19 protein-coding genes are annotated in these 25,380 nt (G+C 59.3%); 8 read left to right on the forward strand and 11 right to left on the reverse strand.

What is annotated here, in order from left to right; genetic code table 11:
* The first annotated feature begins 78 nt into the window (after positions 1-78).
* Positions 79-2,541, forward strand: coding sequence for a malto-oligosyltrehalose synthase (treY, locus tag HMPREF2651_RS09070; RefSeq protein ID WP_038625750.1), 2,463 nt, complete (start codon positions 79-81; stop codon positions 2,539-2,541).
* Positions 2,531-3,697 (forward strand): GTP pyrophosphokinase, encoded by a 1,167-nt coding sequence (locus tag HMPREF2651_RS09075; protein WP_065422999.1) that lies wholly within the window; start codon positions 2,531-2,533, stop codon positions 3,695-3,697. The genes treY and HMPREF2651_RS09075 overlap by 11 nt, the downstream gene beginning before the upstream one ends.
* Here HMPREF2651_RS09075 and HMPREF2651_RS10840 read toward each other — a convergent pair.
* A complete protein-coding gene (locus HMPREF2651_RS10840) occupies positions 3,645-4,037 on the reverse strand; it encodes an RNA-binding S4 domain-containing protein (RefSeq protein ID WP_080972914.1) in 393 nt (130 codons plus the stop codon). The two genes, HMPREF2651_RS09075 and HMPREF2651_RS10840, sit on opposite strands and share 53 nt — an antisense overlap.
* Positions 4,038-4,283, reverse strand: coding sequence for a hypothetical protein (locus tag HMPREF2651_RS09080; RefSeq protein WP_038625752.1), 246 nt, complete (start codon positions 4,281-4,283; stop codon positions 4,038-4,040).
* Positions 4,284-4,435: 152 nt separating this feature from the next.
* Here HMPREF2651_RS09080 and HMPREF2651_RS09085 point away from each other — a divergent pair, with 152 nt between their 5' ends.
* Entirely contained in the window at positions 4,436-5,182 is a 747-nt protein-coding gene (locus HMPREF2651_RS09085) for a helix-turn-helix domain-containing protein (protein ID WP_038625754.1), read from the forward strand.
* A gap of 6 nt (positions 5,183-5,188) precedes the next feature.
* Here the strand turns inward: HMPREF2651_RS09085 and HMPREF2651_RS09090 are convergent, their stop codons facing one another.
* Complete coding sequence (locus HMPREF2651_RS09090) at positions 5,189-5,890, reverse strand: YigZ family protein (RefSeq protein ID WP_187402469.1); 702 nt, start codon at positions 5,888-5,890, stop codon at positions 5,189-5,191.
* Between the two features lie 147 nt (positions 5,891-6,037).
* On the opposite strand from HMPREF2651_RS09090, the gene treZ reads away from it, so the two are divergent.
* Positions 6,038-7,954 (forward strand): malto-oligosyltrehalose trehalohydrolase, encoded by a 1,917-nt coding sequence (treZ, locus tag HMPREF2651_RS09095; RefSeq protein ID WP_038625756.1) that lies wholly within the window; start codon positions 6,038-6,040, stop codon positions 7,952-7,954.
* Between the two features lie 9 nt (positions 7,955-7,963).
* Here the strand turns inward: treZ and HMPREF2651_RS09100 are convergent, their stop codons facing one another.
* The 3 genes from HMPREF2651_RS09100 to dnaE form a co-directional block, all read right to left on the reverse strand.
* Positions 7,964-11,677 (reverse strand): hypothetical protein, encoded by a 3,714-nt coding sequence (locus tag HMPREF2651_RS09100; RefSeq protein ID WP_049182117.1) that lies wholly within the window; start codon positions 11,675-11,677, stop codon positions 7,964-7,966.
* A gap of 106 nt (positions 11,678-11,783) precedes the next feature.
* Positions 11,784-13,079 (reverse strand): threonine ammonia-lyase IlvA, encoded by a 1,296-nt coding sequence (gene ilvA, locus HMPREF2651_RS09105; RefSeq protein WP_038625758.1) that lies wholly within the window; start codon positions 13,077-13,079, stop codon positions 11,784-11,786.
* A gap of 56 nt (positions 13,080-13,135) precedes the next feature.
* Positions 13,136-16,693 (reverse strand): DNA polymerase III subunit alpha, encoded by a 3,558-nt coding sequence (dnaE, locus tag HMPREF2651_RS09110; RefSeq protein WP_038625760.1) that lies wholly within the window; start codon positions 16,691-16,693, stop codon positions 13,136-13,138.
* 245 nt (positions 16,694-16,938) lie between these two features.
* Here dnaE and HMPREF2651_RS10985 point away from each other — a divergent pair, with 245 nt between their 5' ends.
* The 3 genes from HMPREF2651_RS10985 (at position 16,939) to HMPREF2651_RS09120 (ending at position 19,896) form a co-directional block, all read left to right on the forward strand.
* Positions 16,939-17,103: a hypothetical protein gene (locus tag HMPREF2651_RS10985; RefSeq protein WP_016422979.1), complete on the forward strand. Its 165-nt coding sequence runs from the start codon at positions 16,939-16,941 to the stop codon at positions 17,101-17,103.
* Positions 17,104-17,182: 79 nt separating this feature from the next.
* Positions 17,183-18,472 (forward strand): alanine racemase, encoded by a 1,290-nt coding sequence (locus HMPREF2651_RS09115; protein WP_038625762.1) that lies wholly within the window; start codon positions 17,183-17,185, stop codon positions 18,470-18,472.
* Positions 18,469-19,896 carry a D-arabinono-1,4-lactone oxidase gene (locus HMPREF2651_RS09120; protein ID WP_038625763.1) on the forward strand — a complete coding sequence of 476 codons (1,428 nt, stop codon included), beginning with the start codon at positions 18,469-18,471 and terminating at the stop codon, positions 19,894-19,896. Before HMPREF2651_RS09115 ends, HMPREF2651_RS09120 begins: the two co-directional genes overlap by 4 nt.
* Here the strand turns inward: HMPREF2651_RS09120 and rarD are convergent.
* The 4 genes from rarD to lspA all read right to left on the reverse strand — a co-directional run bounded on the left by rarD (position 19,893) and on the right by lspA (position 23,253).
* Entirely contained in the window at positions 19,893-20,861 is a 969-nt protein-coding gene (gene rarD / locus HMPREF2651_RS09125; RefSeq protein WP_038625764.1) for an EamA family transporter RarD, read from the reverse strand. The two genes, HMPREF2651_RS09120 and rarD, sit on opposite strands and share 4 nt — an antisense overlap.
* A gap of 120 nt (positions 20,862-20,981) precedes the next feature.
* Positions 20,982-21,707, reverse strand: coding sequence for a hypothetical protein (locus HMPREF2651_RS09130; RefSeq protein ID WP_038625766.1), 726 nt, complete (start codon positions 21,705-21,707; stop codon positions 20,982-20,984).
* Positions 21,704-22,615, reverse strand: coding sequence for an RluA family pseudouridine synthase (locus HMPREF2651_RS09135; RefSeq protein WP_038629067.1), 912 nt, complete (start codon positions 22,613-22,615; stop codon positions 21,704-21,706). The genes HMPREF2651_RS09130 and HMPREF2651_RS09135 overlap by 4 nt, the downstream gene beginning before the upstream one ends.
* A 68-nt stretch (positions 22,616-22,683) precedes the next feature.
* Positions 22,684-23,253, reverse strand: coding sequence for a signal peptidase II (lspA, locus tag HMPREF2651_RS09140; RefSeq protein ID WP_038625775.1), 570 nt, complete (start codon positions 23,251-23,253; stop codon positions 22,684-22,686).
* A gap of 90 nt (positions 23,254-23,343) precedes the next feature.
* On the opposite strand from lspA, the gene HMPREF2651_RS09145 reads away from it, so the two are divergent.
* Complete coding sequence (locus HMPREF2651_RS09145; RefSeq protein WP_224786584.1) at positions 23,344-24,372, forward strand: hypothetical protein; 1,029 nt, start codon at positions 23,344-23,346, stop codon at positions 24,370-24,372.
* A 169-nt stretch (positions 24,373-24,541) separates the two neighbouring features.
* On the opposite strand, the gene HMPREF2651_RS09150 is transcribed toward HMPREF2651_RS09145, so the two are convergent.
* Positions 24,542-25,285, reverse strand: coding sequence for a WKL family lipoprotein (locus HMPREF2651_RS09150; protein ID WP_224786585.1), 744 nt, complete (start codon positions 25,283-25,285; stop codon positions 24,542-24,544).
* Between the last annotated feature and the right edge of the window lie 95 nt (positions 25,286-25,380).

The raw sequence follows: 25,380 nt of genomic DNA on the forward strand, positions 1-25,380 counted from the left end.
CGGGCGCAGGCTCTGGGGCTAGCTGCTGCCACAGCGGTCAGGCAGCAGCTTTTCCTGGTGGGCGGTATAAAGGGGAACATGAGTCGCCGACCAATTACGTCCACCTACCGTCTCCAACTCCGTGGCCCCAAGGCCGATCCAAACGGGCGCGCTTTCACGTTCGCTGACGCGGCTGAACAGGTCGGCTACTTGGCAGACCTCGGAATTTCACACCTGTATCTGTCGCCTATCCTCACTTCCGTACCGGAGTCGAACCATGGCTACGATGTCATCGATCCGACGACTGTGAACCCGGAGCTCGGCGGCATGGAAGAGCTGCAGAAGCTCGCGCAGGTGGCGCACAAGGCCGGTCTGGGCATCATTATCGACCTGGTACCGAACCACCTCGGTGTTGAGGAACCCAAGCTCAATGCCTGGTGGTGGGACGTTCTGACCTATGGCAAGGATTCTCAGTTCGAGCCATACTTCGACATCGACTGGCACGAGGACAACGGTGCCAACGGCAAGATGGGGTTGCCGATTCTGGGCTCCCTGGAAGATATCGACAAGCTGGAGCTCGACACCTCTGGCGATGACCCACTTCTGCGCTACTACGACAATGAATTCCCGGTGCGCCCTGGAACCGAGGACGGCACCCCGCAGGAAGTACATGATCGCCAGGCCTATCGCCTGATGTACTGGAAGGACGGGGTCATTGGCTACCGTCGATTCTTCAGCGTCAACGGTCTGGCCGGCATCCGCCAGGAAAATCCGGTGGTATTCGAGCACACACACCGCATCATCCGCGAGCTGCTGGCTGCGGACATCATTGACGGTGTCCGCATTGACCACCCGGATGGTCTCAGCAACCCATTCGGATACCTCAGTGAGCTGCGCCGTCTACTCGGCGATGACAAGTGGCTGGTTATCGAGAAGATTCTGGGTGCCGAAGAGCCACTGGATCCAAGGCTCCAGGTTGACGGCACCACGGGTTACGACGCCCTGCGTGAGTTCGACAATGTCTTCGTCAACCGCGACTCCCGAGACGCCATGAGCATGTTGGCTCTGCAGCAGTCCGGCTCAACCTGGGACAAGACTGCCGTGCAGGCAACTGCGCAGGCTCTCAAGCACGATGTCGCTGCTCACGAGCTGGCTGCGGAGGTCCGTCGTCTAGCGCGGGCTCTGCGCCGGGACAACTGGTCTATCAGCGGCACCAGCGTCAGCGATGAAGTGCTTATCGACACCATCTGCAAGCTGGTCGCTGCAATGCCTGTCTACCGTTCGGACTATGTCTCCCTGTCGCGAGTGGCTTCCACGGTCATTGGTGAAATGGCAGCGCGTTTCCCCTCGCGCGTCTTTGCTCTCGACCTCATTTCGGCAGGTTTGGTAGCCGGTGGTGAGGCCGCCACGCGGTTCGCGCAGGTCTGTGGTGCGGTCATGGCAAAGGGTGTCGAAGACACCACCTTCTACCGCGCCTGCCGCCTGATCAGCCTAAACGAAGTCGGCGGTGATCTCGGTCGCTACGGCATGTCGGCAGCGGAATTCCACCTGTTGCAGTCGGAACGTGCTCGCCTCTGGCCACGAACGATGACCACGCTGTCTACTCACGACACCAAGCGCGGCGAAGATGTCCGCGCCCGCATTCTCCAGCTCTCCGATGTCTCCGGCGACTGGGCTGAAAATGTCCGCAACTGGATGGCCATCACCCCCGCCCCGGACGATGCCACCGGCTACTTCCTGCTGCAGAACATCATCGGAGTCTGGCCGACCGACGGCGTAATTACCGATGAACTGCGTGAACGCCTCCACGACTACACCATCAAGGCCATCCGCGAGGCAGATGTGCACACCTCCTGGACGGAGCCGGTCGAGGAGTTCGAACTCGGCATCCGCAGCTGGATCGACGCGCTTCTCGACGGCCCCCTGACCGACTCCATCACAGAGTTCGTCCGCTCCATTGCGCCAGCTGCCCTGACCACGTCTCTGTCGCGCAAGCTCCTCCAGCTTGTCGGCCCCGGCATCCCCGATACCTACCAGGGGACGGAGTTCACAGAGGACTCCCTGGTTGATCCCGACAACCGCCGCTTCGTCGACTACGATGCGCGCGTCGCGGCGCTGGATAAGGTTGCCCGCGATGAGGTCACGTCGGTGACTAAGAGTCCAGAGCACCCAGCTGAGCTGCCGGAGGACTTTACGGATGCCGATGCGGACGTCGCAAAGCTGATGGTGACTCACCACGGCGTGAAGCTGCGTGCGGAGCGCCCGGAGTCCTTCGTCGGCGGTGCCTACCAGCCAGTATTTTCCGTCGGTGTGGGTGAGCGCCATCTGGTCGGTGCAGCGCGTGGACCGAAGGGCGAGCCGGAAGATGTTATCGCGCTGGTGACGCGCCGTCCGCTGGGGCTGCAGCGCGAAGGCGGTTGGGGCGACACTACAGTGACACTTCCCAAGGGATTCTGGACCGACCGTTTCACCGGCCATACCTGGTCGGGTACCATCGCCGTGGCTTCTCTGTTCAGCTCCTTCCCAGTAGCACTGCTGGTACGCGAGGACGATGACGACTAATCGGATGAAGGATTCGCTTGCCGACGATTCCCGCGAGCAGAACCGCAAGGCTCAGTTGGCGGAGGATCGAGAGGTTACACGTGCGCTGCAGTCGAAGTACGACTCGTGGGCAACTCGGAACCCCACTGCCGCGCAGGACTTTGTCGATGCGATTAAAGAGATTCTCTCCGATGCCGGTTTGGCCTTTGACAATGTCACAGCGCGGGTGAAGTCTTTCCGCTCATTGCGGCAGAAGGCCCTGCGTCGTGAAGCGGACGGCAGCTACGTCTACCCTGACCCGTGGCACGATATCCACGACATCATCGGCGTGCGTGTAACCACGTACCATTCGACGGAGATTCCCGCGATTATGGATGCGCTGGGAGATTCGCTGACTGTGCTGCGCACGATTGACAAGACCGCGGAGACACGAATCAGCGGCCGGTTGGGATACGGCTCCCAGCACTTGATCTGCAAGGTGTCGACGGCGGCACCAGCAGAGCTAACTCCATATGCGGACATGCAGTTTGAGGTGCAACTGCGCACGGTTCTGCAGCATGCATGGGCAGAGTTTGAACACGATATTCGCTACAAGGCCCCTGAAGGAGCGACAGACCCGCGGATTGATAGGGCCTTTGCGCTGGCCGCTGGTCTTATTGAGCTCGCGGACCAGCAGTTCGACCAAGTCGTTGCCGTGCTGGAGGAATCTGCACCCGACAATTCCGCGAATGGAGAGGGCGAACAGCCCTCAGTTCCGGCAAAGACGACCGCCGATGACATTGTGGTAACTGAGGAAACCCTACCCGGTGTGCTGACGATACTGCTTCCAGATGCACCCCGCTCAAAATCAGAGCACTACGGCTGGGCAGAAGAGCTGCTCGAACGCAATGGCATTCGCACTGTCGGGCAGCTGCGAGAGCTACTTAATCCGCAGCGCCTCAGCGCGGTAAGCAAGGCCATGAAGTACCGCTTTAACCCAGGTCATGTTCGTGTTATCGATGACCTACTACTAGCGGCTCGCGGCGACAAGCACATTAAGGCCACTGCGGATACCAGCCATAACCCGAAGCGTCGACCAGCTCGTTTGCGCGCACGATTACAGCAACTAGCGGAGGCCGGGATGCCTATGAGCGACGTCCCCGAAGACGATCGAGCTGACGGCGATCGCGCTTCGTAGGCCGCCCGGCACCGCGGTCGCGCATCGGCATCGAGGCGAGAATCTCCCTCGGAGGCGGCGGCGGAGAGTGGTCAATATAGCACTGCCTGGCCGCCGGAGCTCCGACCCGCTTCTTCACCGTCTTGGTGACCTCAACAATGTGTTCGCGGTGGTTTGCCCACAATCGCACTCTGTCCCCTGGGACGACTAGAACTGAGGGTTTCACGGCTTCGCCGTTGACTTTGACGTGGCCGCCACGGCACGCATCTGCGGCCAATGAGCGCGTTTTCAGCAACCTGACCGCCCAAATCCAGGCATCGATACGCACTGGTTCGGTAGACAATTGCTGCTGAGCAGGCATTTACTGCGGATCCTTGTAGTTCACAATCCGCTGAACCTTTTGCCAATTGAGAAAACCACCGACCAGGCCGACCACTGCCAGGATGAGGAATAGAGACATGCTTCCGGCAAGAAGTCCGAGCACTGCACCGCCGACGACACCGCTGCCTGCCCACACAACGGCATTGCGGGAGTACTTTCGCACCGCGTTCTTGCGGAGCTCAATGGGATTCTGAGATTGGGGCTGAAGATAGCTCATGGGGTACATATTAGAGTGTTCTGGTCGCACTGACGCATCGCCTAAGTCGATGGGCCATACAATTCGGGATAAATCCCACCAGAGAAGGCAAACTTGCTAAATATTCCTATTTGGGTAGGTAAATAACACAATGGCGTAGCTAGGTTGCTAAAGTTAGCCCTATGTCAGAAACTGTCCGCCCCCGCCACCGCATGGTCGACCGCGTTGCGGCGATCCTCGAACTCGTTGCACGCTCTAACGAAGGCCTAACTCTCACTGACATCGCCCACACGCTGAACTATCCGCTCAGTACCACGCAGGGCCTTGTCAACGGTCTGACCGTTACTGGTTACCTTGACGAGTCCAACAAGCGATACACGCTCGGCATGGCACCGTTTCTGCTCAATGTCATGGCCGGTCGTCGCATGGTCAACGTTCCAACGGCCGAGCTAGAAGCGATTCACAACGAAACTGGACTGATTACCGTGCTGGCGCTGCCAGTTGGTGGCAAACTTTTCTACCTTAAAACCGTCGGCGAATCCATGCGCTACCAGTACCTGACGGAGAACTTCCTGCCGCGCTCACTGCTGCGCACCTCTGCAGGTTGGGTTTTGATGAGTCGGTTTGAAAAGCGCGAACTGTGGTCCTACCTGAACTCCGCGCGGCCCGAAGACCAGGTTTATGTGGATGATTTCCTCCGCCAGGCCGGGGAAATCGCAGAGACCGGAGTTTGTGCTGCCCCGGGTATTGCTGAGGGCGGTGGCGTTGACGGTGTCTCTATCGCAGTGGAGGAAGACGGTGCTACTGTCGCGGCGGTCTGCGTCTTCGGTCGGCCGGAAAAGATTGCGGAAAACAAGGACGAACTGGTGGAAATTCTCAAGCGCCATCGCGGTGCACACAACGGCGAGGAATCCCCGAACCAGGGGTAGTGGCTGTTAGGCGCGCAGCTCCCACCAGATTTCGCCACCGTCCGTAGAGGGCTCGCTAGCTCCCTTAGTTAGCGCCTGCATTTCTCCGTCAAGCTGGGCAATCCCCTCGGCAGTCACCGCGATGGAAAACTCCACGTTCTGGCCCCACCGGGTTTCCACAATCTCGTAGCCACGAGCACGCAATTCTGCCTCGATGCGTCCCGCATCTGCAGCGGAAACACTCACTACTCTCAAGGCTCTTTGCACACGCCGCATGCGGGTGACTTTCTCTAGACACTCTGAGACCGAATCCGAATAGGCCCTCACAAGCCCACCCGTGCCCAACTTGATGCCGCCAAAATAGCGAATCACTACTGCGGTGACATTCGTCATTCCAGAGCCCTGCAGCACATCGAGCATCGGGCGACCTGCCGTACCACCGGGTTCACCGTCATCTGAGGATCGCTCCACGCGATTTCCCCCGACGACCTCATGAATGTATGCGCTGCAGTGGTGGCGAGCATCCGGGTACTCCGCCTTGGCCAAATTGATGACCTCTCGGGCGCTGCCTTCGTCGTCGCCACGCGCGATCCACGTAATGAAGCGCGATTTCTTAATCTCGATTTCATGCGTGACGATGTCACCGTCGGCGGGGACAATCAGCTCGATGTCACGCTGATTCTGCGTCGCTTCGGTCGAAGTGGATGGCTCGGTGGTCATAGTGTCCATTGTTGCGTATGGGCTTCGGGCACGCCCAATCACCGTCGGTCGCTACTATCTCGACCTCACCCTACTATCTCGACCTCACCTTGGGCTCACCTCAAATCCGCAGTGTTCGAAAAAGTTTCACTGTGCCAATCCGCTGACTGACCTACCATGGTGCTCATGAGCAACTACCGAGTCTGGGCCCCGTACGCTTCCGAAGTCCGTCTGTTGTTGGGTAATCCTGACGCTCCTGCGATTTTTGATATGCATCCAATCGCTGATGCCACCCATGGCTACGGCGCCAACTCTGGTTGGTTCGAAGCTGATGTGGCTCGCACACCGGGGGATCGCTACGCATTTTCGCTGCGGGCACATGCGGGATACGGCGCGCCTGACGGCGAGTCGGGGGACGGCTCCTCCCCCGCTGTCGGCGACTGGACAATACCGCTGCCCGATCCGCGTTCCCAGTCCCAGCCAGATGGCCCGCATGGTTTCTCCCAGGTTGTCGACCTAGGTGCCTATAAGTGGAAGGACTCGACCTGGTCAGGACGGATTCTGCCAGGAGGTCTGATTTATGAGCTGCATGTGGGCACCTTCAGCGATTCTGGTGATTTCGAAGGTTTGCTGGAACATCTAGACCACCTGATTGAGCTGGGGGTAACACACATTGAGCTGATGCCAGTGCAGCCTTTCGGCGGTGACCGTAATTGGGGCTATGACGGTGTGTCCTGGCACAGTGTGCACGAGGGCTACGGTGGCCCGCAGGGACTACAGAAGCTGATTGATGCCTGCCACCGCAAGGGTTTGGCCGTCATTCTTGATGTGGTCTATAACCACTTCGGTCCGGACGGCAACTATGTGGGATTTTTCGGGCCCTACACCGCTGGTGGTTCGACGGGTTGGGGTGAGGTTGTCAATCTCACCGGCGACAACTCTGATGAGGTGCGTGCGTACATTTTGGATGCGGTACGCCAATGGTTGGTGGACTACCACGTCGACGGTCTGCGCCTGGATGCGGTCCATGCCCTGCATGACGAGGGCGCATTCCACATTCTGGAGCAGATGCAGGTTGTCGCAGACACTGTCGCAGCTGAGACTGGTATTCCGCGTTCCTTGATTGCAGAGTCCGATCAAAATGATCCGCGCTTGGTCCGCCCGCGGGCTGCCGGTGGCTTTGGCCTCAACGCTCAGTGGGATGATGACGTCCACCATGCGCTGCACACGTTGATCTCTGGTGAAGACCACGCCTACTACTCGGACTTTGGTTCGGTGGAAGCGCTGGCTAGCGCTTTGGAAACCGGCTTCTGGCATACGGGCACAATGTCGACATTCCGCGGTCGTACTCACGGCCGCCCCTTTGACCTGTCTGTCCAGCCCATGCATGCTTTTGTAACGTACACGACCACGCATGATCAAACGGGTAACCGCGCTGTCGGCGACCGTCCGTCGATGAACCTCACCCCGGCGCAGCAGGTTTTAAAGGCAGCAGTTATCGCCTGCAGTCCTTTCACCCCGATGCTCTTCCAAGGTGAGGAATGGGGCGCCTCTACCCCGTTTGCTTTCTTCTGTTCCCATGAAGATCCGGAGCTGCAGCGGCTCACGCGCGAAGGACGACTACGTGAGTTTGCCCGTGCCGGGTGGGATCCGAAGGAGGTATCCGATCCATCGGATCCAGAGACCTTCCACCGCTCGAAGCTCAATTGGCAGGAGGTTTCGGAGGACTCGCACGCCACTATTCTGGCGGCCTACCGCGATCTCTTCGCGCTGCGGAAGTCCCACCCGTCGCTTCGCACGCCGTGGTCGGCATCTGTGGTGACCGAGTATGACGAGGACAATCGTTGCCTTGTCGTTGTGCGCAGCCAGGATGAGCGCGAAATGGGGGCCCGAAACTCGGATGCCTTTGAAACTGTCGCTTTGGTTGCGAATTTCTCCGACGCCGAAACCAGCGTCAGCCTGGATTCCGAGTTCGGCTCCGCCCACCTGCTGCACACTTTTGAAGACGCAGCAGCCAGCATCGTCAATGACGAAGCTGCTGGTCCCGAAATCTCGCTTCCAGCGTGGGGCTACGCTGTCGTCTCGCTCAGCTAGTCAGACAGGCTAGTCCTCCGCGTCAGCCGTGCCTTCAGGATCCGCGTCGGCCGCAGCGTCGGCCGCAGCGTCAGCATCAGCTTCGACATCAGCACCCGTCTCGGGTGCTGGCCACGGCAGCTCGGTGACATCACCGTGGAGGACGTGAGCCACCAACGCATCGGCGATGAGAATATCGCTCATCACCAAAGTCGGAACCAGGTCCGCCAGCTGAGCCCACATCGGAATCAGCTCACGGACAGCGGCGACACTGGCATCAGAGTTCTCAGCCTGAGTACGAGCCAATACGCGAGCAGCCACTGCAATAAGTAGCGAAGTGCCTGGCACCAGAGTCCAGTGCAGCGAAGGGTCATCCGCATCGATGCCGTCGAGCTTGTGGAAGCGCACATTGACCGCCTTGCGCAGTCGCGGTGATGCCTTCGACACCGTCTTGAACAACACCCGAGAGGCGGCGGCAAGCTGGGTCATCACACCGGATTCCACAATCTCAGCACGATTGCGTACCACTTCGTAGATTGCTGTGAAGCGAGCGTCATCGTCGGTCAGCGGACCCGGGACCATGCGGTATGGATCAAAGACCTGCGACAAAATAGCACTGGCCTGTGCTTCCGGCAGCGAGGTAATCTGCACCGAGCTCTGGTCGATAGTGGCGGACTCCAGAGTGGTGTCCTGGCCGCTGGCAGCAATGTCCAGCAGTCCCTGGCCACCAGTTGTGCGCAGGTAATCCAGCTGACGAGAACGGTCCACGCTCTCATCAGTGAGATCCGCCAATGCTGCCAATGCACCGAGCCACGGCACACGGCGACGCCCCGGCACCGGCTTGGTGGCACTGAAGTCTCCCAGCACGAGTCCGGAGGCGATAAACATACCCGGCTGATCGTCGAGCGCAATGACTGAACGGTTCAACGCAGCCAGACCTGCGCGGGGTTCAGCACACAGGATTGCACCCAACCTAGGTGCGGCCAGCAGCGGATTCGCCTGCGCCATGTCGGTTGCACGACCAGCGCGCAAGGTCGCCAGCAGCGTCCACAAACGTGCGAGCTGATCCTGATTTAGCTCGCCCCACAGTTCCTGCGCGCGAGCAACGGGATCGGTGTCCTCGCCATCGAGGTCAACAGCCTCGGCATCATCGACGTGATGCAGAATGGTCGACCCGGCCGCCGGCCACTGCGGGTGGCGTTCCTTCTCCACACCGAGAGTCACCTGCGCGACAAATGGGCCAAGGCCGCGGAGCTCGTCGGGAAGCTCGCATTCAGCCTCCACGACTTCCAGAGCGACGGGTTCACGCCACGGCTGACCGGCAGCCCAGAGCCACAGAGTCATCGGCAAGTGCGAAACATCGTCCGCGACATCAACCTCGATGATGTCAGTGGCTTCATCATTGAAGGCAATCTGGCGGATGGCATTGCGGGAGGAAGCCTCCACCAGCGGTACAGACAGGCGCTTACGTCCCGTCACACGTGTCCAGTCCAAACTGATGCGCAGAGCCTTCAGCAGGGAGATACGGTCAGCGAACTTGCCGAACTCCGCGTAGCCAGTATCGCCGAATCGCTTGATGGGGACGCGGCAGATGTCGCGCTCACCGCTGGAAACTGCAACATGCGCATGGCGCAACTCACCCGGAGCATTGACGACAATCTTGCCGAAGGCATCGACACGCTTGGGACGAGTGACCAATGTAGTGGTGCGGCGGGCGACGGATTCGTCGGCAAGCGGAACCTCAAACTGCAGCGTGCCTGGCGTGACCTGCAACTGCAGCCATGCGCCCTCGTCGGTGGAAAGCTCGACGGCACCGGTGACTTCGTCCGCCCCGAGGCGCACGATAGCGGGCTCGGCATTAAGCGGCTTTTCGCCGGAGACAACGCGGATGTCAGCGGGGCTCAGACCGTCGACGGTTGGGATGCGGAAGCCGTCACCACCACCGCTGTAAGTGATCGTAAGGTCTGCCTGCTCCGCAATGGCGAAGTGCTTCTGGAAGCTGCGGCCACGCGGATTGACCAGGCGAACCACGAACTCGCCGACCCACGGATAATCGTCATCGGTAAGGATCTCAACCTCGCCACCCGCGGCGGGTACGTCAAGGTCATAGACCATGACGGAATCCGTGGTAAACGCACCATAGCCGCCAAAATCGGTGACGATGGCGCGCCAGGACTCGTCCTTACCGGACAGCGTCGGCGGGAACACAGCGACCGGACCACCGGCGTAAACCGGGGTGCCGTAGGCAGACACGGTGCCGTCGAGACGCGCGTGGGGCATGGTCATTCGCGGTTGACGCTGCGGTGACGCTGACCGAACCTCGCCCGCCGCCCCGGACCGACGAACCTGAACTGCATGAACATCGCGAAGATCGATCTCAGCGACTTGCCACAGCTTCCAGTTAAATGGGCGCGGGTCCGATAGCAATGGCACCTCAGCACCCGTGACGGGGTCAACGAGTGTGGCATCAACCGGGTAGACCACCGTAGCGGACGTCGAGTGTAGCGAGACCTTGTCTGTGACCGACTGACCGTCGGCACCGAAAATGAGAATCGGGTCCTCAGTGCTAATCGCCGGAACTCGCCAGTGCTTCTCATCGCCGATTTCCACCAGCACATCGCGCACCGGCTCATCGATGGTCACCACTGGACGCGGCAGCGAATCCTGCAGGCCCACCACCGGGGTCGTTGCTACCGTGCCGCCGAAGGTGACACGCCAGGTCCGCCCCGCCGGATCCAGCGGCGTCGGTAGCTGTACGCCAACGGTCTGCGTCAGCTCATCGAAGTACAGCTGCGGGCGTCCGGTCGTTGCCACCACGCCCACGGCTTCACGACGATTCGCAGTACCCGCCGGGCGCATACGCAGCTCTTCACGTGCAGCGGCCACCAGCATGGGCGGAAGGCCCGCATCGAGCTGACCGAGTTCTTCCCGAGCCTCCCAGTTGGCCGGATCAGCGGCGGTGGCAATGGCGTAGCCGAGGGTTGCCTTAAACAACTTGTGCGCCTGACGAGGTGCCGTCCTGGCCAACTGACGCAGCGCCAGCGGATAGACACCATCTTCGGCCTCTGCTATTTCGGTCAGCAGCCCTTCGAGCAGCGGATGTACCTTCGACAACGCCTGTACCAGGTCATTGGCCGAAGGATTGGTCAGCTCCGCTACCCCGGCAAGTTCCTCGCAGCGCTCGATAATCAGTGGCATCACCGATAGCTGCACACCCGCGTGCAGCAGAAGCACCTGTGCCGCTTGCTGCAGCTCATCCGAATCGGCCTGGTCGCTGTCGACGTCGTTAGGCAAACCGGCATTTGTCAGCATCGTCGGCACAGCGGCGGCGAGGTGCGAGATGAGCGCGCCGGTAGTGTCAGCGTCTGGATCCAGCTGCAGAGCCGCCGGCCAGTCCAGCCACATTTCGCTTGCCGACGCAACACGCGCGGCGCGCCCTACCAGCGAGGCAAGGGTGACCAGCGGGTGATTGTCAACGACGCTCTTCGCAGCATCAATATCGGCAGCGGTACCACCAGCCAGATGATGGGCCAGGAGCGTTCCCAAGAAGCGGTCGATACGCTCAACCTCGTCCATCGACAGCCCTGACCAGACAAACAATGGCTCAACTTTGGCCTGTGTGGCAGATTCCAGCAGCCCTGGAATCCGGGTGGCCAGATCCTGCTCTGCGGCAGCCAGCCACATTTCGACAATCACGGTATTTTCCACTCGGACACCCTGGTCGACACTGCTTGCCCCAGTCATTGTGGGTGGACGCTCCCTTTCGCTACAAAGCTTGCTCGAAAAGATTCATTTAATTAATGGACCTGGGAGGACTCCCTCGGAAGTTTCCCAGCTGGACCCAGCAAGTCTAGGTCAAAAAGTCATACTCTGGTGTGCCGGGCACTAGTCGGCGACACTTCAGCGGCGAGGCATCCATGCGTGCGAGCAATTCATCGAGGTCAGAGGCATGACGTAGCTCAATACCGACGAGGGCCGCACCAGTTTCGCGGTTGTTGCGCTTGAGATACTCGAACTGCGAGATGTCGTCATCCGGTCCGAGAACATCGCTGAGGAACATACGCAGCTGGCCGGGCTTCTGCGGGAAGTTCACCAGGAAGTAGTGCTTGAGGCCGCGGTAGACCAGCGAGCGCTCCATGATCTCGGCATAGCGCAGCACGTCGTTGTTGCCACCCGAGATGATGCAGACAACAACCTCGTCCGGCTCAAACTGCATCTGCTCCAGAGCTGCCACAGACAGCGCACCGGCGGGCTCCGCGATAATCCCTTCGTTCTGGTAGAGATCCAACTGGGCCTCACAGACGGCACCTTCCGGCGCAATCATCGGATGAACGCGGTTGCGGTTGGCCTCCAGGATGTGCCAGGGTAGGTCACCAAAGCGGGCCACCGCGGCGCCGTCGACGAACGGATCGGTGTGCCCCAACGTAATCGGGCCGTTGTTCTCCAGGGCTGCGCGCATGCAGGCCGCGCCCGCAGGTTCCACGCCCATGACCTGGGTGTTCGGCGACATATCCGACAGGTAAGAGGTGACACCGCTGAGCAGGCCACCGCCGCCGACCGGTACGCAGATGGTATCCAGAGTCAACCCCTGACCGGAGAGCTGCGCAATGATTTCAGCTGCGACAGTGCCTTGTCCGACGATGGTGTTGAAAGAGTCGAATGGCTCCACCATGGTGGCACCAGTGCGCTGTGCGTCGGCACGAGCAGCAGCGGCGGCCTCATCGAAGGAGTCTCCGACAACGACAATTTCAACGGCATCGCGGCCGTGGTAAGCGATACGGTCGCGCTTCTGCTTCGGCGTGGCATTGGGCACATAGATGCGCCCCTTAATACCCAGCTGACGGCAGGCATATGCCACGCCTTGAGCGTGGTTTCCTGCAGATGCCGCAACGACGCCTGCTGCCCGCTCTTCGTCGGTGACCTGAACCATGGCGTTGTAGGCACCGCGAATCTTGTACGAGCGCACGTCCTGGAGGTCTTCCCGCTTGAGGAATACCTTAGCGCCGGTGATTTCGGAAAGACGTGGGCTGAACTGCAGCGGAGTGGCCGCAATAACCGAAGAAATTCGTGCCTGCGCAATCTGAATATCGGCCGCGTGGACAAGTCGGCGTTCGGTCTGGGAAGCAGGCACAGAATTCTCACTCATGAGCTATGACTCTACTCGGTCATACAATCGGTTGCGACAATCAGGGCCGCGATGAGCTACCCCAAAATGCTGGCCCCAATCGTCGCCTTCAGATCACCAATCAAGCTGGCGTCCCGGTCGACCCGCAAGTGCTCGCCGAGAACCAAAGTGGTGTGGGAATCACCGTCGACAAGCTTGAGGTAGACGTCCGAGTCGCCGGGATTGTCCAACAGGACTGACTTCAGCTTGGCAATCATCTCCGGTGTGCACTGATCAGTGCGCATGGTCAGACGCAGCGGCGCCGACGTGGAGCCATTGCGGCCGAGATCCGGCAGCTTCAGGTCATCACAGACCACACTCATGCGGTCATCGCGGTACTGAACACGAGCACGAATAAGCACGATGGCGTCTTCAGCAATGCTGGTGGCAATCATCGCGTATGTACGAGCAAAAGCCATGACTTCCACGCGCGCGCCGTTGTGGTCCTCAATACCGATAATCGCCCAGGGCTGACCGTTCTTATTCACGCGGCGGTCAACGCTGGAGACAATGCCACCAATAGTGATTTCGGTGTTGTTAGCGACCTCCCCACCGACGACCGTGGTCAAAGCGGTATCGGTCTGTGCGGCCAGCGATTCTTCGAACCCATCGAGTGGATGACCGGAGACATAGAGGCCCAGCATTTCTCGTTCCAGGGTCAGCTCGTGCTTGCGATCCCACTTTTCATCCGGCACACGGATTTCAAAGATGCTCTCCGAACCGGTGTCCTCTTCGCCACCAAAGCCAGCAAACAGGTCGAACTGTCCCTTGTCTGCAGCCTTCTTGGTCGACAGCACCGAGTCAATGGCTTCTTCGTGAATGAGCGCAAGGCCCTTTCGTGGGTGCCCAAGCGAGTCGAAAGCGCCAGCCTTAATCAGCGACTCGGTGATGCGCTTGTTACATGGCAGCGTTTCAATCTTGTCCAGGTAGTCCGAGAAGGACGTGAACTTGCCCTTCTCCTCGCGCGTCTTCACAATCGACGCGACCACATCATGGCCAACGTTGCGGATAGCGCCGAGGCCGAAGCGAATATCTTCACCGACCGGCTCGAAATCCATACCCGACTCATTGACATCCGGCGGCAGCACCTTAATGCCAAGGTGGCGACAGTCCGACAGATAAATAGCCAGCTTGTTCTTATCATCCGCCACCGAGGTCAACAGCGCCGCCATGTACTCAGCGGTGTAGTTGGCCTTCAAGTACGCGGTCCAATAGGACACCAGGCCGTAGCCCGCCGCGTGAGACTTGTTAAACGCGTACGAGGCGAAGGGCAGAATAATATCCCACAGCTTCTGGACAGCATCCTTGGAAAAACCATTTTCCAACATGCCGCCTTCGAAGTTCACGAACTCCTTGGCCAGCACCTCGGGCTTCTTCTTACCCATGGCCTTACGGAAACCATCTGCTTGGCCCGCGGTGTAATTCGCCAGCTTTTGCGAGATTTTCATGATCTGCTCCTGGTACACGATCAGGCCGTGTGTTTCTTCCAGGATTTCCTTCAGCTGCTCATCCAGTTCCGCGTGGATGGCGTTATAAGGCTTGCGACCATTCTTAATATCCGCGTAGTCAAAGTGCGCGTTCACACCCATCGGTCCCGGACGGTACAGCGCCAGCGAAGCCACGATGTCGTCAAAGCCCGTTGGCTGCATGCGCTTGAGCAGCTCACGCATGCCGCCACCATCGAGCTGGAACACACCGAGGGTGTCGCCGCGCGACAGCAGCTCATAGACCTTCGGATCATCGGTCTGAAGGTCATCGAGCAGAACTGTCTCGCCTCGGTTGGACTTGATGTGCTCAATACAGTCACCGATAACCGTCAGGTTTCGAAGACCTAGGAAGTCCATCTTCAACAGACCGATAGCCTCACACGCCGGATAGTCCCAGCCAGTGATGATCGCGCCGTCAGCCTGTCGCTTCCACATGGGGATGTGATCCAAAAGTGGCACCGACGCCATCACCACGGCACAGGCGTGCACGCCGGTCTGCCTAACGACGCCTTCGAGACCACGAGCCGTCTCGTAAATTCGAGCCACATCCGGATCGGTTTCAATAAGCTGTCGGACCTCGGCGGCCTCGCCGTAGCGTGGGTGCTCCGGGTCGACAATACCGCTCAGCGGAATGTCCTTAGCCATAATCGCAGGTGGCAGCGCCTTAGTAATGCGGTCTGCAATCTGGTAACCCGGCTGACCGAACTGCACACGCGCCGAGTCCTTCAGAGCCTGCTTGGTCTTCACCGTACCGAAGGTGACCACCTGCGCTACCTTGTCTTCGCCCCAGCGATCGGCCGCGTAGCGAATCATTTCATCGCGGCGGCGGTCATCGAAGTCGATATCGATATCCGGCGCGGACGGACGCTCTGGGTTCAGGAATCGCTCGAAGAGAAGGCCGTGCTCAATCGGGTCGATATTGGTGATCCACGTCGCGTATGCAACCAGAGAACCGGCAGCGGAACCACGCCCCGGACCAACCTTGATTCCTACCTCACGGGCATGCCGAATCAGCTCCGCGACGATAAGGAAGTACGACGGGTAGCCCTTACCGTCAATAACCTCAATTTCGTACTCCGCGCGCCGGATGTACTCCTCCGGTACCTCGCGGCCCTCAAAGCGCTTGCGCAGCCCCTCCATCACGTTGTGGTGCAGCCATGTCGTCGGCGTTTCCCCTTCCGGAACGTCCGCCTTCGGCATGCGGTCGTGCGGGTGCTCTTCCCACAGCTCGTCGTAGTCCTCGACGCGTTCCGCGATGAGCAGCGTGTTATCGCAGGCACCCGGAACTAGATGATCCCAGGTCGCGCGCATTTCTTCGGCGGACTTAATAAAGTAGCCATCACCGTCGAACTTAAACCGGTCCGGGTCATTGAGCGTCTTGCCCGTCTGCACACAGAGCATGGCCTCGTGAGCCTTGGCCTGGTCACGGGTAACGTAGTGGCAGTCATTCGTAACCAGTGGCGGCAAGTTCAGCTTCCGGCCAATCTCCAGTAGCTCACTGCGCACACGGGTCTCAATATCCAGCCCGTGATCCATCAGTTCAAGGAAGTAGTTTTCCTTACCGTAGATGTCCTGCCACATACCGGCAGCCTGCAGAGCCTCGTCGAACTGCCCCAGGCGCAGACGCGTCTGCACATCACCCGACGGACACCCAGTGGTTGCGATAATGCCCTCGGCGCGTTCCGCCACCAACTCCGCATCCATTCGCGGGTACTTACTAATTTGTCCCTCATACGACGCCATCGACGACAGGTAGAACAGGTTCCGCAGACCCTGCGCATTCGCTGCCAACATGGTCTGGTGCAAGTAGGAACCGCGACCCGAGACGTCATCTCGACGCTGATGCGGCTCACCCCACTGAATGCGCTTTTTGTTGAAGCGACTCTCCGGCGCCATATAGGCCTCAATGCCGATGATCGGCTTGACGCCCTTGGACTTCATCTGCCGATAGAAAGCATTTGAGCCAAACATATTGCCGTGGTCGGTGACACCGACCGCAGGCATTCCCTGTCGCGCAACCTCGTCGGCAAGCAAATCAATCTTCGCCATACCGTCGAGCATGGAATACTCGGTGTGATTGTGGAGGTGCACGAAGGAGGAGTTAGCCATGAGTCCAGATTGTAGACAATCCCCCGGATTGAACACGATTCCTTCGAACACTCAAAATGAAGCAGCCCCCTTATGTCTGCACAGTTATAGCTACAGACGTGTGCAACATCACCCCTTCCTATCCTTTACTTTCCAAAACCAGTCGACAATACTCGACATCACGGTTTTTGAGGACGTCCTCATATTTCCTCTCGTCCGTTAGCCTTTCCCGTTAATCCAAAGCCAAGAATCGAAGGAGCAACACAGTGTTCGCACCACTTTCCGATGGCCACTTCACCTACTTCCCCAAGCCCGAGCTTGACGAGGTTCTTGCCACCATCGACCGCCGCCCCGTCGCCGCCGGCTACCTCATCGATGGCGATGTCATCACCTCCAACATGGATGCAGCCCGCTACAGCTGGCTGGTCTAAAAAGCACAGGCCTGGGAAATTCTGACTTTCTTTTCAAAATCAAAGACAGTACAGGTTTCCAATGATTACGTTTTAGGGCATGAAACTTTCTCGAGCTTCTGCCCCGGAGTCCTCGGGCACATCCCGCCCGGCTCCGACATCGATGTCTCACCTGCCTGAGGCGCTGCCGCCGCAGATGCCCCAGACAGCCCGCCCGCCGCTAGCTACCGACACGCTGCTTAACTGCACTTCCTTTCCTGCAGTCGTCGTCGACCTCGCGGCGGTCGAAGCCAATGCCCGCGATATGCTCCGCCGCGCAAACGGTATGCCTATCCGCGTGGCCTCGAAATCGATTCGCATTCCACAGCTTATTTCGCACGTCCTGGCCTTCCCCGGTTTCCAGGGCGTGCTGGCATATTCGCTGGCAGAGGCGCTGTACCTATTCCGAGAAGGAATTAGCGACGACATCGTCGTCGCCTACCCAACACTTGACGCCCGCGCTATCTCAGAGCTTGCCGACGATGATGCAGCGCGCGCCGCCATCTGCGTAATGGTTGACCGTCCCGAACATCTGGAGGTGCTGGCGCCGTCGGCAAGCGAAAATGCGCCAATCCGCGTGTGCATGGACGTCGATGCGTCCTTTCGCCCTCTGCCCGGCGTGCATATCGGTACACTGCGCTCCAGCTTGTTCTCGCCGAAGCAGGCAGCGGCGTTTGCCAAGCAGATCATTGCCCGTCCGGAGCTACAGCTGGCGGGAATCATGATGTATGAGGGGCACATTGCCGGAGTGGGCGATGCCGGAAACTCCCTGCGTGCACGAGCAATTCGAATGATGCAGGCCGTCTCAAAGAAGGAGTTGGCAAAGCGCCGCGCGAAGGTTGTCGCTGCAGTCGAGAAAGTGGCGGGACCCCTGGAGTTTGTCAACGGCGGTGGTACGGGGTCGTTGGAGTCGACGTGCGCCGAAGCCGCAGTAACCGAGGCAGCGGCGGGGTCGGGATTCCTGGCACCAACACTGTTCGATAACTATCGCGCATTCAATCTGCGCCCGGCGTCCTGGTTTGTGTTGCCGGCGACGCGACGCCCTAAGAAAGGCGTGATCACGGTGTCCGGCGGTGGCCGAATTGCCTCTGGGCCGGCGGGAGATGATCGGTTGCCAACCCCCTGGTACCCCACTGGCCTGCGCTACGCGGCAGAGGAAGGCCCCGGTGAGGTGCAGACTCCGTTGCTCGGCAAGACCGCCGATGCAATTTCGCTGGGAGATCCCGTGTGGTTCCGCCACGCCAAGGCCGGCGAAATAGCCGAACACACACAAGAAGCCATTGCAGTTCGAGATGGCGCCATCATCGCCCACTGGCCCACGTACCGAGGAAAGGGATTGATCTTCACATGAGCAATTCACGCAACAACGCCCGCTTCACAGTCTCTACAGTTGAGTCCCGCGTACCACGCGTACGTCGGCGTGCGCAGGCGAAAGCTGCTGCCAAGTCTCATTGGAACAATTGGGCTCACACGCAATCGTGCACCCCGTCCTATATGCATCAGCCGCACGATGACGAGGGCGTCATCTCGGTAATTAAGGCAGCGAAGACCGAAGGAACTACGGTGCGCCCGCTGGGGGCCGGTCATTCTTTTACTTCCGTGGCCACCACCGATGGGCACCGCGTTCAACTCGACCGCTGCTCTGGTCTGGTCGAACTCGACGCCGCCAACCAGACCGCCACCCTGCGTGCCGGCACTCGTCTGCGCGATACTCCAGGTATTCTGCGCCCACTCGGTTGGGCCCTTCCCAACCAGGGCGATGTCGATCCGCAGTCGCTGGCCGGCGCTATCTCTACTGGCACGCACGGCACCGGGCTTGGGTTCACCGGCTTCGCAGGCACCGTTAAGGGATTCAAGATTGTCACCGCGGATGGCGTCGTCAGGCACTGCCATCCGGACGCTGAGGGAATCGACGGCGAGCTCTACCGCCTCGGACGGCTGGGGCTGGGTGTCTTCGGCGTGCTTACGGAGGTCACGATGTCCGTCGTACCGGCGTTTGATCTGCACGCCGACGAACACCGCGAAGAGTTTGATTCCCTGCGCAAGAGCTTCGCCGAGCGTTGCAAAGAAGCTGACCACCTGGAGTTTTTCTGGTTCCCGGGACAGCGCGAGACGCTGGTCAAGCACAATACTCGCATCGAACCGCAGCGCCACCGCCGCCCGAGCCGCAATAGCCTGAAGCAGCGCCTGGGCAGCGCGCGCACGTATCTTAACGACGAAGTCGTCAACAACATGGGACTCTTGGCGTGCTGCGAGATTGCCAAAGCCATTCCCGCTACGACCGATACCATCAACCGGATTGCCACCAACACAGTGCCCGAGCGCCGCTACTCCAACGAGGCGCACAAGGTCTTTGTCTCGCCGCGCCGCGTTCGTTTCTCCGAGATGGAGTACTCCGTCCCGCTCGAGGCCGCTTCCGATGTCCTCGGAGAAATCCGCGACGCGATTGCCCGCAAGAGGATGAAAATCTCCTTCCCCATCGAGGTGCGCTCCGCAAAAGCCGATGATGTGGCCCTGTCAACTGCGTACGGCCGCGACAGTGCCTACATCGCCATCCACCGCTACTGGAAGGAAAACTACCGAGAGTACTTCAACCTCATTGAGCCGATTTTCAAGGCCCACGAAGGTCGCCCGCACTGGGGCAAATTGCACACGCTCCGCGCGGAGGATTTTTCGCAGCGCTACCCGCTGTTCGGCGAGGTCCAGGCGTTACGCGAAAAGGTCGACCCGCAGGGAATCTTCCTCAACGAGCACCTACGCGACCTTTTCTGCTAGTTATCTCCAGGCTTTACGACGTCCCGGGTAACCGCCCCATCCGTCTGGTCGGCGGCATCGTCGGGAACCGTGGCCGGTTCAATGCCAGCCTTGCGGAGTTCCCGGCGTACCCGACGCTGACGGCGCATCTTCAGGATGAGGTCGCAGATGAACAGCGCGACGGCACCCCAGATGATGAAGAAGCCAATCCAGCGCTCCGGCTCGAGCTCCTCGCCGAGCACGGTGACTGCCAAAGTGATCTGGAGAACCGGCGTGATGTACTGCATCAGGCCCAAGGTGGCTAGTGGCAGGCGCTTGGCACCTTCGCCGAAGAGCAGCAACGGAATGGCGGTAGCAACACCGGCGCTCATCATGAGCAGCGTGTGGCCGGTTCCTTCGGAGGTAAAGGTGCTCTGCCCGTTGGAGCTCAACCAGAAGATGTAGGCCAGCGCGATCGGTGTGATTACAGCGGACTCGGCCGTCAGCGACGCTGCCGAGGAAAGCGATACCCGCTTCTTCATTAGTCCGTAAAAACCGAAACTGAACGCCAGCGCCAGCGCACCCAACGGCGGATGTCCCACACCGATAGTGAGAACAATGACCGCAATGGTTGCCAAGATGACACTGCCGAGCTGCAACCGCGAGATGCTTTCACGGAAGAAAATCATCGCCAACAAAACGCTGACCAGCGGGTTAATGAAGTAGCCGAGTGCGGCCTCCGCCACCTGCCCATTGTTGACCAGGTAGACGTACACGCCCCAGTTGACGGAGATCAACAGTGCGGCAATAAAAATAGTGCCCCACGTCTTGGCGCTCGCGGCCTTCAGCTCTGGCCATGCGCGCATGAAGCTGAGGGCAATGGCCATAAAGACAAGCGTCCAGACGAATCGATGCGCCAAAATCTCCACGGCCCCCGCCGGCTCCAGCAGCGGAAAGTAGAGCGGAAACAGCGCCCACAAAAGGTACGCACCGAATGCCTGAATCACTGTTGACTGACTCCTTTTCGTTCTCGTTGAAACTGACTGCGTACTGGCGGCGTACTGACGGCAGAGTTCTAGCCGCTTCACCCTAGTCTTTTGGATTTGGGCACTTAGTTCTGGCTTCTATTAGTTCTGGCTCAGCCCCGGCGCAAAAAGCGGATCTTTATCCGTGAAACCGGAACTCAGCACCGGTCGGATACCAAAACGGCCGCGTGCCGCATCTGATGGCAGCGCCTCGACTGCTTTAACAGCAGGCAGTTTCTTGACATTCATCAACGCCTCAGCGTCTCCATAGACCAGTAAACCGTTGAAGCCGAGCCGTTCGTCGTCAATCGCGACGTCTGCGTAGGCAGCCGCTAACTCCAGTTGATCTTGCAGCAGCTTTTCTTCACTCGCCGTTTTGCTCGGCTGCGGCAAATACCGGGTACTCACGCCACCGATGATTGCAGTCGATACTCGCAGAGAGGGCTCTTTTTCATAGACCTGTGCCGCTTCTTGCGCATCGAGCAGCCGGTCAAAAGTCACCATCGCCCAGAACTTCGGGTCCTCCACGACTGGCTGGCCGTTCTTTAGCTGGTAGTCTTCCTTCTTCATATTCTCGAGGGACTCGTCGGCACGCTCTACGTACTGCTCGGTTGCTTCCCACGGGTCTGGACCGAGCGCATCGCCGTTGATATTCTGCGGCTTGCTCACGCGATCGGATGTCGAAGCGACTGCTAAAACAATCACCAATACGACAACACAGAAACCTGAGATTAGTGCCATCACTGGCGAAATACTGCCGTCACCGGTGCTTTTCGCACGAGTTTCGGGGCGCGCTCGATTCTTGGATCCCAATGGAGTCTGCGTCATGCGCCCTGCCTCAAAACTTCCAATGCGTGGTTCAAATCATCTGGGTATGGACATTCGATTTCCATCCAGCGACCATCTGCCGGATGGTGGAAACCAAGCGAAACAGCATGAAGCCACTGGCGGTTGAGCCCAAGCCGCTGGGCCAATGCCGGATCGGAACCGTACATGGGATCGCCACAACATGGGTGATTCAGCGCAGAGAAGTGCACACGAATCTGGTGCGTGCGCCCAGTTTCTAGATTCACCTTCAACAGCGTTGCTGGGGCGAAGGCCTCAAGCGTTTCGTAGTGCGTCACAGCATTTTTGCCATCCTGACGGACGGCAAAGCGCCACCCCGCCGAAGGATGACGGCCAATCGGAGCATCAATTGTCCCCGACAGCGGATCCGGATGCCCCTGAACCAGAGCGTGATAGGTCTTCGACACCTCACGGTTTTTGAACGCCCGCTTGAGCACGGAGTAGCCCCGCTCTGAGCAGGCGACAACCATCACGCCAGAGGTGCCAACATCCAAGCGATGCACGATACCTTTTCGCTCGGGCGGACCGGAGGTAGAAATGCGGAAACCAGCAGCCGCCAGCCCGCCGATAACCGTTGGACCTTCCCAACCGACCGACGGATGCGCAGCCACGCCAACAGGCTTGTGAACAGCTACCAAATCGGAGTCGTGGTAGAGCACGTCCATGCCCTCGACGAGTTCCTCTTTGGGAACCAATGGCTTTTCCACCGGCGGTAACAACACGGAGAGGAAAGCGTTTTCTTCCAAGCGGTCAGACTTGCCAACGCTCACACCATCAACCGTGATGTCCCCAGCCGCTGCCAAATCAGCCACCGCTGTGCGCGAGAGCCCCAGCAACTTAGCCACACCGGCATCTACCCGCATTCCGGCTAAGCCCGGTGGAACGGGCATCTGCCGGGTTTCTCGGTCGGGCTGGTGCGCTCCCCCGAGTGCTGCACCGCTATTTAGTGCATTGTCGTTCACTGCTGTCCTCCCTCCGCCAACTGCTTCTGATTCTTCTGAGCAGATTTCTTCTCCGCTGCAATCTGATCAGCGAAGAGATCCGGCTCCTTGGAAAAAACCATCCAGATAACGAGGATAATAACGCCCACAGTAATCGCGGAGTCCGCGATATTAAATACGGCAAAACCCTTCACCGACAGGAAATCGACAACGTGGCCGACATAGAAACCGGGCTCCCGAAATAGCCTATCGATGAGGTTGCCCAGCGCGCCACCAGCAATAAGCCCCGCCGCAGTCGCCGATATAGGACTGCGCAGCCAATGGGAACAGCACATCACAGCCAGGATGTAAACCAGCTGCAACGTGGTAAAAACCCAGGTGGCGTTCGTGCCAAAGGAGAAGGCTGCACCGGGGTTAAAAACGAGCCGCAACTCGAAGAGATCGCCAAGCACCTGCACCGCAGGACGGCCATCGAGAGTCTTCAAAGCGATAATCTTGGTCAGCTGATCAATAATCGCAACTGACACAATAACCGCGGCGAGAATCCCCCGCCGCGGGAAATATGTCCTCGTTTCCTTCTTAGTCACTGTCCCATAATGGCCTAACAAACCCATATTCAGCCAACTGACACCGCCCGGGTGGTTCCTATCCGCCAAGAAACCGGTACGCTAACCGGTGTGACTCGACGTTTCCAATCTCAGTTTGTTCCGGCCTCCTCCGCTTTACGACGCACAGGAGACACAACCCCCTCGTGGTTCCGTCGACCTAGCCACAGCGACCGAGCTGGTCACACCAAGCGTGGCCTGCTGGCAAGGGTCGGCACCGCAGTTGTTGCCGCTACTACTGTGGTGTCACTGGCCGCGTGCTCGTCGGAAAGCTCGGTGGAAACACAACCCGTGGACGTTGCACAACCCAAGATCGAATTGACCAGTGCTGGCAGCGGTGAGCTGGCGAGTGTGCGCTGGAAGGACGACGGTGCAGAGCAGGAGTCGACCGCGGCGGTGACACAGGGCTTCGCACAGCGTGGCGGAAACGCCGATAGCGACCAGACTTTCCCAGACACCCGCCTGGAAATCCCCCTGACCAGCACTGTTACCAGTGATAACGATACTCGTGCGGTGACGTCAGAGGTGGGTAAACCCCACGGCTCCAACGATGAGCTGAATGAGGATATCGCTACCGCGCAGGGATTTATCTCTGATTCGTCAACAACGGCCACAGGTGAGGTCAAGGAACTCAAGCTGGGAGCGCCGGAGAAGGCCACCGACACCGCTCGCGCTGGTGTGGAGATGGCGCTGCAGCAGCTGCATTCCGTACCTATCGTCTTCCCCTCCGAGGACATCGGAAAGGATGCGACCTGGACGGTCGAAAGCGAGGTCGAAGGCCAGACCAAGATGACGCAGAAGGTGACCTATACCCTGCTCAGCCGTGCGGGAGACATTGTTAATTTGAAGGTCGATGTCAAGCAGGTGCCGACCGTTACGGAGTTGGACACTGGCGGCGAGGGTGCACTGAAGGTTGTCGAGGCCACGACTGACATGCTTGCCGACCGCGTCACCATCGACCTGACCAAGCCCCTTCCGGTGAAGGGCAACATCGATTTTGTTACCTCCGTGACCTACGGCGACGGCAACTCCGATGTGCGCATCACTCAGCAGACGCATCGCGGGCTGGAGTTTAAGGACGGCGACGGCTCGAGGAAGTAGCCCAGAAGATTAGCTCGTACCACCGCAAGGTTAGAAGACGAGAAAGTGTCTAGGTTTATGTCACTTTTCTGCCCAAAAAATGGGCGGAACTGTCATAAACCTAGACACTTTCTTTTGTGTGGCCAGTGCACCCGACCGGACTAGGCCGTAACGCCTGGCCCGACGGCACCTAAGCCGGAGGCGGTGGAGGCGGTGCATCCTCAGCCGGCGGCGGTGGCGGAGGCGGAGCCTCTTCAGCCGGTGGTTCAGGCGCGGGAGGCGGCGGAGGCGGCACTTCCTCGACCGGCGCTTCGGGCTCCGCAGCCGGAGCTGGCTCCTCGACCGGAGCTGGGGCCTCCTCAACCGGAGCCTCTTCAACCGGGGTTTCTTCCTCTTCTGGCTCAGGTGGCGGCGGAGGAGTCTCGCCGGGCGCGAGGCAGAACCCAGGCTTGTGCTCCGGATCAAGTGTCGATGCCAGGTTGCAGGCCCATTCCTTGCTCAGCATCCAACGACCATCCCGGTGGATAAAGTCCACCTGCTCCACGAGCATCGGATCTTCCTCCGGACGGAGGATATTGACACCGGCTACGGCCTGCTTAGTAGTAAATCCAGGCGTGACCGGGTCAATGACATCAAAGCTGATTTCCTGCTCATTGGCACTGTGGGTGACAATGTCGAAGAAATCGCCGGCAGTATCGCCGTCCTCGATGGTCAGAGCCTTTTCCTCGATAGGTAGATCGGGGTTGATGAGGCGTGCGAGAACGTCGTTAAGCTCTGCACGCGTCGGCAGCATGATGACGGGTTCCGCCGAGCTGGATGTCTTCGATTCAGTCGTCGGCGCTGCAGTATTGCCACCACCGCAGGCAGCGAGCCCAAGTGCGCTGACCGAGACCATCGCCGCTACTGTCACACCTCGCGCTGTGCGCCAACGCATTCCGCTAACGCGCTGGTTGCAGGGGACTTTCATATGTGCACTACTCCAATAAAATCTGCATGAAGATTCGCTGGCTTCACGCCTTCCATAATCCT

The organism is Corynebacterium sp. HMSC063A05 (assembly GCF_001809695.1).
Classification (GTDB): Bacteria; Actinomycetota; Actinomycetes; order Mycobacteriales; family Mycobacteriaceae; genus Corynebacterium; species Corynebacterium amycolatum.